Origin of the sequence: Nonomuraea mesophila (assembly GCF_004352805.1) — a bacterium.
GTDB classification, from domain to species: domain Bacteria; phylum Actinomycetota; class Actinomycetes; order Streptosporangiales; family Streptosporangiaceae; genus Nonomuraea; species Nonomuraea longispora.
The window spans coordinates 1-9,537 of the sequence record NZ_SMLD01000256.1 but is presented as its reverse complement, the minus strand read 5'-3'; the positions used below and the strand labels follow the sequence as shown (position 1 = coordinate 9,537).

The window sequence follows — 9,537 nt, the reverse complement described above, 5'->3', positions numbered from 1 at the left end:
AACCAGCCCCCGAGCCAGCCCCCGCAGGCCGGAAACCGCGTCGCGCGGGCCGCGTGCGGTCGCGGGGTTCCCGCAAGGGCACGCGGATCGCGCGGACGGTGCTGGTGTCGGCCGTGCTCGCCGCCGGGACGGCCGCCGCCTGCCGGCCGGCGGCGGACGAACTGCCGCTGCCCGCCACCTTCACCGCCCGCGCGCTGCAGGACGCCTACGCCCGCCACGCCTGGCACGGCCGCCGGTTCCTGGCGCTGAGCCGCGCGGGCGACGGTCAGGCGATCGAGGTCGTGGGAGATCTGGCCCGCGCGCGCAGGGTCATCGTGTACGTGCCGGGCTCGGGACAGAGCCTGGCCGCGTTCGACGACTCCCCGGAGAGCCCCGGGCGAGCGGCCCACGCGCTCCACGACGAGGCCGCGACCCTCGGCCCGGGGACCGCGGTGATCGGCTGGCTGGGGTACGACACGCCGAGCCTCGCCCACCCGGAGATCCTCACCGTCTGGCCCGCCGACAGAGGCGCCAGGCGGCTCCGGTCCCTCATCGACCGGCTGCCGCGGCACCTGCGGATCAGCCTCGTCTGCCACAGCTACGGCTCGGTGGTGTGCGCCCGCGCCGTCGCGGGAGGTTCGCCGGTGCGTGACCTCATCGTCGCGGGCAGCCCGGGCCTGGGCGTCGGGAAGGCGTCGGACCTGCGCACGCCGGCGCGGATCTGGGCGATGCTCGGCCGCAACGACGATGTCCTGCGCGCCGGCCTGCTCATCGGGCCGTTCGGGTTCGGCACCGACCCCGTACGAGCCGGGTTCGGCGCGCGCGTCGTCGACGGCGGCGACACCCGGCACCACGGCTACCTGCGGCCCGGCAGCCGCACCCTGACGGAGATCACCCACATCGCCGTGACCGGGACCCGGCGGGCGGCGTGAGCAGCCGGCCAGGTCGTCCCCGCGCACCCCGGCCCGCGCCCAGGGCATGATGGATGCGCGGGGATCGACGTGCGTGCGAGAGCCGCGACGGTATGGATGTGCGGCGATCGACGTGCGGCGGCCGCGGTGGTGCGGTGGTGCGGTGGTGCGGTGGAGGAATGATCGTCAGAGCCTGGATGAGCCGTCCATGGGCGGGCGACGCCGCGGTCGCCGCCGTGGTGCTGGCGGCGGAACTGCTCGGCTACCCCTATGCGGGGCTGGACGCCAAGGTGGTGCTGATCGCGGTGGCGGCCGCGGGGCTCATGGTGGTGCGGCGGCGCCATCCCCTCGTCGTGGCCGGCCTCGTCGGCGTCCTTTACCTGGTGGGCATCCAGCCGCCCACGTACGACGCGCCGGTCAGCGCCATGCTCATCGCCCTGTACGCGGCGGGCAGGCACTCCTCGCCCCCGGTCTCTATCGTCACGGCGGCGCTGGCCGTGGCCGGCGGCCTGGTCGTCCTCCACCCGTCGCTCGCGCTCGCCCCCTTCGCGACGGCCCTGACCCTCGCGCTCACCCCGGCGTCCCCCGTGGCGGCCGGCTACGCCATGCGCCTGCGCGCGGAGCTGTCCCAGCGGCGCGAGCAGCAGGCCGCCGAGAACGCGGTACGCGAGGAACGCCGGCGCATCGCCCGCGAACTGCACGACGTGATCGCTCACCACGTCAGCGTGGTCGGCCTCTACATGGGCGTGGCCAGGCGGACGATCCCGGCCGACCCCGACCGTGCCCGCTCGGCCCTGCGCACCGGCGAGGAGACCGCGCGCCAGGCGATGACGGAGATGCGCCGCCTGCTGGACGTGCTGCGTACCGACGGCGAGCCGATCGAGAACCAGGCGGGCGTCGGGGTGGCGCGGCTGCCCGCGCTGGTCGAGGCGTCGGGCAGCGCGACGCTGGAGGTGCAGGGCCAGACCGTCGACCTGCCGACGACCGTCGACCACGCGCTCTACCGCATCGCCCAGGAGGCGCTCACCAACACGCGCAAGCACGCGGCCGGGGCCCGGTCACGGGTGCGGCTGGCGTACCTGCCCGACCTGGTCGAGCTGGAGATCAACGACGACGGGCGGTCGCGGCCCGGGACCGTGGGGCTCGGGTTCGGGCTGGCGGGGATGGCCGAGCGGGTGTCGTTGTGCGGCGGCGAGATCCGCGCCGGGCCCTCGCCTGAGGGAGGCTTCACCGTACACGCCCGCATCCCGCTGCCGGAGACGATGTGATCAGAGTGCTGCTCGTGGACGACCACGCGGTGGTCCGCGTCGGGCTGCGCCTGCTGCTCGACACCACGCCCGACCTGACCACGGTGGGGGAGGCGGCCGGCGGGCACGACGCGGTACGCCTCAGCCACGACCTGCGGCCCGACGTCGTCCTGATGGACCTGCACCTGCCGGACCTCGACGGGGTGGCCGCCACCGAGCGGATCGTGTGCGAGCTGCCGCAGGTCAGGGTGCTGGCGTTGAGCACGTTCGACCTGGAGGAGCACGTGGTCGCGGCGCTGCGGGCCGGAGCGTACGGCTTCGTGCCCAAGGACGTGTCGCCGGAGGAGCTGATCGAGGGCATCAGGATCGTGCACCGGGGCGAGGCGACCGTGGCGCCCCGGTTGCTGCTCGGCCTGATCGGCACGTTCGTGCGCCCGGCCCGCCCGCGTACGGTCGTGACGCCGGACGAGTTGTCCGTGCTGAGCGAACGCGAGGTGCAGGTGCTGGAGCTGATCGCGCGGGGCCTGTCGAACGCGCAGATCGCCGAGGAGGTGAAGCTGTCGGTGTCGACGGTGAAGAACCGGGTGAGCGACCTGTTCGCCAAGCTCGGCGTGCGCGACCGGGCCCAGGCGGTGATCGTCGCCTACGAGGCCGGGCTGGTCACGCCGGGCGGCGGACGTCCGTAGGGCGGCGCGGCGGACCTACCGCGGCGCCAGCACGCAGAACTCGTTGCCGTCGGGATCGGTCATCGCCACCCGGCCGGCCTCGTCCTCGCCCATGCCGGCGCGCGACGCCCCGAGGCCGATCAGACGGTCGACCTCCGCCTGCTGGTCACCGTGGGCGGGCGGGGCGAGGTCGAAGTGCAGCCTGTTCCTGCCGGTCTTCGGCGCCACAGGAGGGCCGCCCCATGTGATCTTGGGGCCGCCGTGCGGGGAGCGGATCGCGGTCTCCTGGTCCTGGTCCCACACCAGCGGCCAGCCCAGCGCCGCGCTCCAGAAGTAGCCGACCTCCTGCGTGCCGTCGCACGAGAGCGCGCCGATGAATCCGCAGTCGGCGAGGAACCGGTTGCCCGCTTCGATCACGCACAACTCGTTGCCTTCGGGGTCGGCGAGCACCACGTGACCCTCGTCCGGGCGCTGCCCGACGTCGATGTGGCGCCCCCCGAGCGCGAGCACCCGGTCCACCGTCTCGCGCTGCTGGTCCGGGGACGTGCTCGTCAGGTCGAAGTGGATCTGGTTCTGGCCGGTCTTCCTCTCCTGCGACGGCAGGCAGCGGATGTGGAACCCGGTGTCGTCGTCCGGAAGGAGCACGACGGCGCCGCGAGGGTCGCCGGCCGTCTCCCAGCCCAGCACCCCCGCCCAGAACCGCGCGAGCCCGGGCGGGTCGTTGGCGTCGATGCAGAGCGCGACGAGCTGAGCGGCCATCGGGGTCTCCCGTCTCCTGACCCGCGGGTCGGGTCGTGCCGGCGCGTGACGGCAGCAACGCTAATCCACCCGATACGGGCGACGCGACCGCATTTCCGGCGGGCCCCTCCCCGGCCACTTCCCGTGAGGTCGCCGGTCCCGGTGTCAGCCGGCGGCCGGGGAGCGACCGGTGAAGCGGCGCAGCGCGTGCAGTCCCGACACGCCGTAGACCTCCTCCACCGCGTCCGCCAGCAGATGGCAGGTCCTGAACCGGTCGAGCGGGGTGAGCCCGAGCCGCGTCAGGTGCAGGTACGTGTAGTTGAGCAGCACCCGGTAACGCCGGAACGCCGGATCGGCGAAGATCGCCTCGTGGTAGGCCGGGTTGTCGAAGACCAGGCGTTGCAGCTCGCTCGGCTCGCGGTGCGGCGCGGGCGGGTCGCCCGGCCGCACCCGAAGCGCCTCGCCCGGTTCGATCATCGGCTGGATCATCCGGCCGTCGTCCAGCTCCGTCACGCGCCTGCGGTACCGCTCCAGCAGGTCCGCCCATTCCCGTACGAACGCGACGGCCGGGGCGGCGGGGTCGTCCAGGCAGGCGACGACGTCCCGTACGCGCCCCGTCAGGGCCGCCCGCCGCTCGCCATAGGCGCGCTCGAAGGACGCCCGGGCGGCCGCGGGGTCGGCGGCCCAGGTGAGGTAGCCCTCCGCGTGCATCCGGAACGACAGGTAGCTGCGGTCGATGCGCTGCGAGGTGTGCGCGATGGTGAGCATGAGGCTCAGCGCCAACCCCGCCTTGCTGTCGCGGCCCGCGCGTACGTGCTCCAGCATGCCGAACAGCAGCGGGGTGGCCTCGACGTAGAAGTCCGTGAGCAGGCCCACCGCCTCGTCGCTGCCGAGCACGTGCCGGCGCGAGTCGTACGGCGCGTCGCGAAGGGAGTTGTCAGGGGGCCACGGGGCGAGCGGGCCGGGTTCCTGCTCCCGCACGGCGAGCAGGCGGTGTCTGGGCAGGCTCTCGGCCGGGTCGAGCGCGGCCGTCGAGGGATGCTCGCGCAGATACTCGCCGACGACGTCGGCCACGCGCGGGCGCACGACCCGTTCCCACACGTCCGGCGCCGCCTTCACGTTGATCCGCAGGTGCGGGCCCTGCCGCCAATGACGCAGGACGTAGGCCGCCGCCACCCGGCCGCGCAGCCCGTCGAACAGCGGCCGTACGGCGTCCAGCAGCAGCCCGTCCTTGTCCGGCGCGTGGTAGTAGACGTGCACGCTGTGCCAGGTGGGAGCGTCGGATTCGGGCAAACCGGTCAGGGGGACCACCTCCGGGAGTCGGCGAGAGCGGCGATGGCGCGGCCCGCCAAAAACGACATGTGGTGCTCGGCTCCGGCGTCCAGCCCCAGCCGGTTGTGGAACAGGTGGACGCAGCGCATGACGATCAGCGCCACCGTACGCCGCTCAGCGGGCGCGGCCTGGGCGAAGGCCGCATGGGGTGAGCCGGGGTCGGACGGCGTGCAGCGGCCCGCGGCGTGCAGGGCGCCGAGGTCCTCGTGGAGCACGCGCACCGACGACGCCCACGCGGCCAGCAGGCCGGTTCCCGACTCGGGCGTGTCCCACAATGAGCGCGTCTGGGCGAGCAGGGCGCCTTTCCGGCGCCGCCACTCCTCCTCCCGCCCCGCGACGCTCCCGGCACCCGGCACCTCGCGGGCGGGCGCGTCGTCCGGCAGGTGCGCGACCGTGGCCAGGCGGTGCGCGGCCGACGGCAGGTCGGGCTCGCACACGGCCGCCGCGATGGTCAGCGCGGCCAGCCCGATCGCCGCGCGCGTGCCCATCCCCGTCCCGGCGCGCAACACCTCCAGCGCGAGCCGGCTCGACTCCGCGAAGTGCCGTTCCACGGCGGCCACGCAGGCGGCGTCGCCGTAGGCGTCGTACTCGGGCCGGTAGTCGATGAACGCCACCGACCCGGCCGGGTGCAGCCGCTCGTCGAAGTCCGTACGCCGCTCGCCCCTGGCCACGGCGGCGGCGAAGGCGCGGTAGGCCGCCGGGTCGACCGACGGGGACGGGTGGGCGGCGAAGTGGGCGGCGGACCGCTCGCGTACCACCTTCTGGACGCGCGGCAGCCGCGCCGGGTCCGGCACCTCCAGCCGCAGCCGCACGTGCGGGCCGCCCTCCCAGTAGCGCAGGAAGAAGGCGCGGCGCGCGGTGCCGTCCGCCGCCAGCTCCCGCGTCACCGGGTCCACCACGCCGGTGATCAGCGGGTCGAGGTCGCCGGAATGGAACAGGTGCGCGCCGACCCAGCCGGTCCCGCCGCCCGCGTCCTGCCGCGTCCCCGTCATCGGCCCGCCCTGCCCGAGAGCTGCACGACGTACTCGGTGACCCGGCCCGCCGGCCCGTAGCGGGGCGCCTCGAAGGGATCGGGCAGGGCCTCTTCCAGCACCAGCAGCGCGTCCGGGTCGCGCAGCGTGCGGACGAAGCCGGTCAGCAGCAGCAAGTCGGTGACGTCGACGTACATGGGCTTGCGGTCCTTGCTGAGCAGCCCCGCGAGCAGGCCGCGGCGCAGGTCCACCACCCGGGCGAAGAAACGGCGGGGCACTCCGTGCAGCGCCAGCCACTCGGCCAGCCTGGGCAGGTAGGCGGCCTCGCCCTCACCCTTGGCCGGCACGGGGAACGCCCCTGCCCGCAGGCGCCAGAGCGCCCGCGCGACCGTCACACGCCCGAGGTCCATCCGCGGCCAGCGCTCCACCACGCCCTCGGCCGGTGTCTCGGCGCGGGTGCGGAACACCCAGCCGGGCACCATCGCCGTGGACGGCTCGCCGAACGCCCGCACCAGGAACTGCAGCCACGGCGGCAACCAGTACTGGGCCGTCATACCCAGATGAACGGGCCTGACCGGGCGGCCGGCGCCGTCGTACAACACCAGCCGGTCGCACCCGGGGTCGTAGCCGACCGTGAGATCCGCCGGCCGGACGACGGGCAGATGCGCGTCGGGAGCGGTGAAGGGGTGGTCGAGGGCGAGGTCGGCGGTGGCGGGGCGGACATTGAGGCCGCCGCCGACGAGTCCGCGGCACTCGGCCACCATCACCTCGCCCTGCGCGGCCCGCAGGCCGGCGGCGGGCGGAGCCTCGCCTCCCGCCAGGGTGACCAGACGGTGCAGCCGCGACAGACCGCGCCCGTACCCGGCGGTGACGGAGTTGACGACCGCGCGCAGACCACCCGGTCCCGGTACGGCCTGCAGGTAGCAGCAGATCGAGCCCGGCGGCCGGACGAAATCCGGCCAGTTCCGCGCCATGGCGGCCACGCGGGACCGCGTGAGGTCGACCACCGGCTCGCGGACGCCGGGTCCCGCGCCGGCCCGCTCCCAGAAGGAGCGGCGCAGCTCGGTCAGCCGGGTCAGAGCGGGCGGGTACGCGGCACCCGGCACCGCGCGGGTGCCCGCGACCGGGTCGCGCAGCATGCCGCGCAGCAGCGTCCCGCTCTCGCCAGGGGCCTGCCCGTGGATCTCGCGGTAGAGGTCGAGGGCCGGTACCCGCCCACCGGGGCCGTACCGGTCGAGGAAGAACGCCGCGGCGGCGATCTTGACGGGCAGGTCGGGGTCGAACAGGCCGAGCAGCCCGCGCAGCGCGTCCAGGTCGTCGCACACCCCGCGCCAGGCCGGCGCGCTCAGCCGTCCCGCCACGCCGGGGATGACGGCGCTGTGCCAGAGGAGGTTCTTGTCCGGCAGCGACGGCCCCGGCGGCAGCACCTCCCTTAGCGCCGCACGCACGACCCCGGCGGCCCGCCCGGCGTCGCCGGGACGGGTGCCGCAGTCGCGCAGCGCCCCGGCGACCCGGCCGACGGCCTGCGCGTACGGCGACGGGCCGTCCTGCGCCAGCCACGACGCCAGCCGCCCTACCGGGTCGTCGCCCTGCTCGTCGTACGGCGGGACCAGCTCCAGCAGCCCCGCGTCCAGCAGCGGCTCGATGCCCGGCGCGTCGGCCAGGGTGGCGTGGTCCCGCCCGCGTACCCAGTCGAGAGCCTCCCGCACGCCGGGGCTCGCGGCCACCGCGTTCAGCGGCTCGCCCTGCCCGAAACCGAGGAACCAGATCCGGTCGCCGTCGTCGGAGGCGGACGGGTTGACCCGTAACGGGGCCCGCTCGCGTACGCGCCGATGCCGCGTGAGCGCCGCCCACAGCGGCCGCAGGACCGCCCGGTCAAGCTCGGCCATGACCTGCCAGGCCGGTTCGCCGCCGGTCCGCACCGCGGGACCGCCCGGCTCCCACCGGCCGAGGCCGCTGAGCGTGAACGTGGCGTACGGGCTGGTCTTGACGCTCGCCCGGGCGAGATAGCGGGCCAGCCGCAGCAGCTCCTGCCGTTCCGGCGGACGGTCGGCCGGGCCGGCGAGCCACGCCTCGAGGCGGGCGGACAGCACCGCGCTGCCCTGCGCCAGGCCATGGCGGAAGCCGGGGTCGGACACGGCCGCGCGCAGCACCGCCGTCTTCTCCTGCGACTCCGCCGCCAGCACGGCGGGCAGTGCGGCGCGCAACTCCTCCGCACGGCCGCGCAGGGTGCTCCACGCGCGGATCCGGGCGGCCAGGTCCGCGGGCAGCTCCGCCGCCACCTCGGCGGACGCGGCCGGGCCGGTCGGCCGGCGACCCGCGAACACCGCACGCCGCAGCGCCACCAGCCCGGATCTCACCCGGCCTGCGGCCACGCCGCCGATCACCTCGTGCAGCGGATCGGACAGCTCCGCGCCCTCGCGCCGCAGCCGGTCCGAGACGCTCATGAGCTCGTCGACCAGCCGCCACGTCCGGGTACAGCGCATCCGGTCGAGCCCGGCCACCGGCAGCCCGGCGACGCGGACTGCCAGAACGGGCGACAGGGCATAATCGGGATCGGCGGGCCTGGCAGAGACGCCGTCCCCCGTGACGGGGACGGCCTGCGCTACATGGGTCAAGGGAACGCGCTCCTCGAAGGGTTCGTCGGGGGGCCGAGGGCGCCCACGGCACGGGCGCCCTCGGCCCTGCTCGTCACATCGGTGGCCGTTCGCGGCTCACCGCCGACGCCTGCTTACACCTCCGGGGCCCAGCAGCTCATCGCCGTCAGGTACGACGAGCAGTAGCCAGGGGAGGACGAGGCGCCGGTCTCGACGGTGCCGTGCCCTTCGGCCACGATGGAGTCGGCCGAGACGACGTCGATGGAGTCGACGTCCAGGCCGCGCAGGTCGAGTTTGAGGTTCTCCGACATGTGTGTCTCCTGAATGTGTGTGACGTACGAGAGGTCGGACGCAGTCGGTCCGGCCTGGTCACCAGCTCGTGGGGGCGGGTATCACCTCCTCGGCGACAAGGGCGGGGACAGGGCGGGCCACCACGGGCCCGCCGGTCGGCGGGGTGCCCATCGCCAGGAAGGACAGGCTCCTCAGTGGGGTCGCCGCGAGGCCGAGCACCTCGTCGGTGGTCTCGTTCGCGCCGTCGGAGTGGATGCGCGCCGCCAGGCCCAGCGCGGTCGCGGTGAGCGCGGCCCGCTGCGCGACCAGGCCCGCCTCCATCTGCTGCATGCGATACCAGCGGTCGCCGTACAGGCGCACGCCCGCGAGGGGGTCGCCCACGGGGACCAGCACGGCCGCGGCCCCGCGCAGCGCCACCCGGGTGTTGGCCAGCAGCCGCCCGGTGGCCACGGCCTCCACCCCGGCGCCGGCCAGCCGGTGGAGTGCGTGCCGTGCGGGGTCGTACCAGTAGGCGGCGCGCGGCAGCCCCTCCACCCGCAGCGACAGCAGGCACAGGGCGGTCGCGGCCGATCCCGTCGCGGTGCCGGGAAGGTCGGCCGGGTAGCCGCCCCCTGCCGCGGCCAGCACCGCGCCGAGCGCCTTGGCCGCGAGCGGCACCGGACGGTAGCCGGCCACCGGGGACGTACGCCGCGCCACCCCCGCCGCCGGACGGGCTCCGGCGGCGGGCTCGGGAGCCGGGAAGGCGGGGCCCGCCCGCGCCGGCAGCTCCGGCCGCGGCACGCCCTCCGGTTCACCCGGGGCGGGGG

The 9,537-nt window shown here is 75.3% G+C and carries 9 protein-coding genes; 3 read left to right on the top strand and 6 right to left on the bottom strand.

The features are described from left to right. The 3 genes from E1295_RS45320 to E1295_RS45310 all read left to right on the top strand — a co-directional run. Window positions 1-911, top strand: a 911-nt coding sequence (locus E1295_RS45320) for an alpha/beta hydrolase (protein WP_220449227.1), incomplete at its 5' end; no start/stop codon positions are given. A gap of 158 nt (window positions 912-1,069) precedes the next feature. After that, entirely contained in the window at window positions 1,070-2,158 is a 1,089-nt protein-coding gene (locus E1295_RS45315) for a sensor histidine kinase (RefSeq protein ID WP_132641144.1), read from the top strand. Next, on the top strand, window positions 2,155-2,823 hold the full coding sequence (locus E1295_RS45310; protein ID WP_132641142.1) for a response regulator: 669 nt from the start codon (window positions 2,155-2,157) through the stop codon (window positions 2,821-2,823). Before E1295_RS45315 ends, E1295_RS45310 begins: the two co-directional genes overlap by 4 nt. Window positions 2,824-2,838: 15 nt before the next feature. On the opposite strand, the gene E1295_RS45305 is transcribed toward E1295_RS45310, so the two are convergent. From E1295_RS45305 to E1295_RS45285, 6 genes are all read right to left on the bottom strand, one after another. Then, window positions 2,839-3,561: a VOC family protein gene (locus tag E1295_RS45305; RefSeq protein ID WP_132641140.1), complete on the bottom strand. Its 723-nt coding sequence runs from the start codon at window positions 3,559-3,561 to the stop codon at window positions 2,839-2,841. A gap of 144 nt (window positions 3,562-3,705) precedes the next feature. Beyond that, window positions 3,706-4,833: a thiopeptide maturation pyridine synthase gene (locus E1295_RS45300; protein ID WP_166427735.1), complete on the bottom strand. Its 1,128-nt coding sequence runs from the start codon at window positions 4,831-4,833 to the stop codon at window positions 3,706-3,708. 5 nt (window positions 4,834-4,838) lie between these two features. After that, entirely contained in the window at window positions 4,839-5,864 is a 1,026-nt protein-coding gene (locus E1295_RS45295) for a lantibiotic dehydratase C-terminal domain-containing protein (RefSeq protein WP_132641136.1), read from the bottom strand. Continuing rightward, the gene (locus E1295_RS45290; RefSeq protein ID WP_132641134.1) at window positions 5,861-8,461 is read right to left on the bottom strand and encodes a lantibiotic dehydratase; all 2,601 of its coding nucleotides are present in this window, start codon (window positions 8,459-8,461) and stop codon (window positions 5,861-5,863) included. Before E1295_RS45290 ends, E1295_RS45295 begins: the two co-directional genes overlap by 4 nt. A 113-nt stretch (window positions 8,462-8,574) precedes the next feature. Then, complete coding sequence (locus tag E1295_RS49480) at window positions 8,575-8,751, bottom strand: hypothetical protein (protein ID WP_166427734.1); 177 nt, start codon at window positions 8,749-8,751, stop codon at window positions 8,575-8,577. A gap of 58 nt (window positions 8,752-8,809) precedes the next feature. Beyond that, window positions 8,810-9,537: nitroreductase family protein (locus tag E1295_RS45285; protein WP_166427733.1), on the bottom strand; the 728-nt coding region annotated here is incomplete at its 5' end.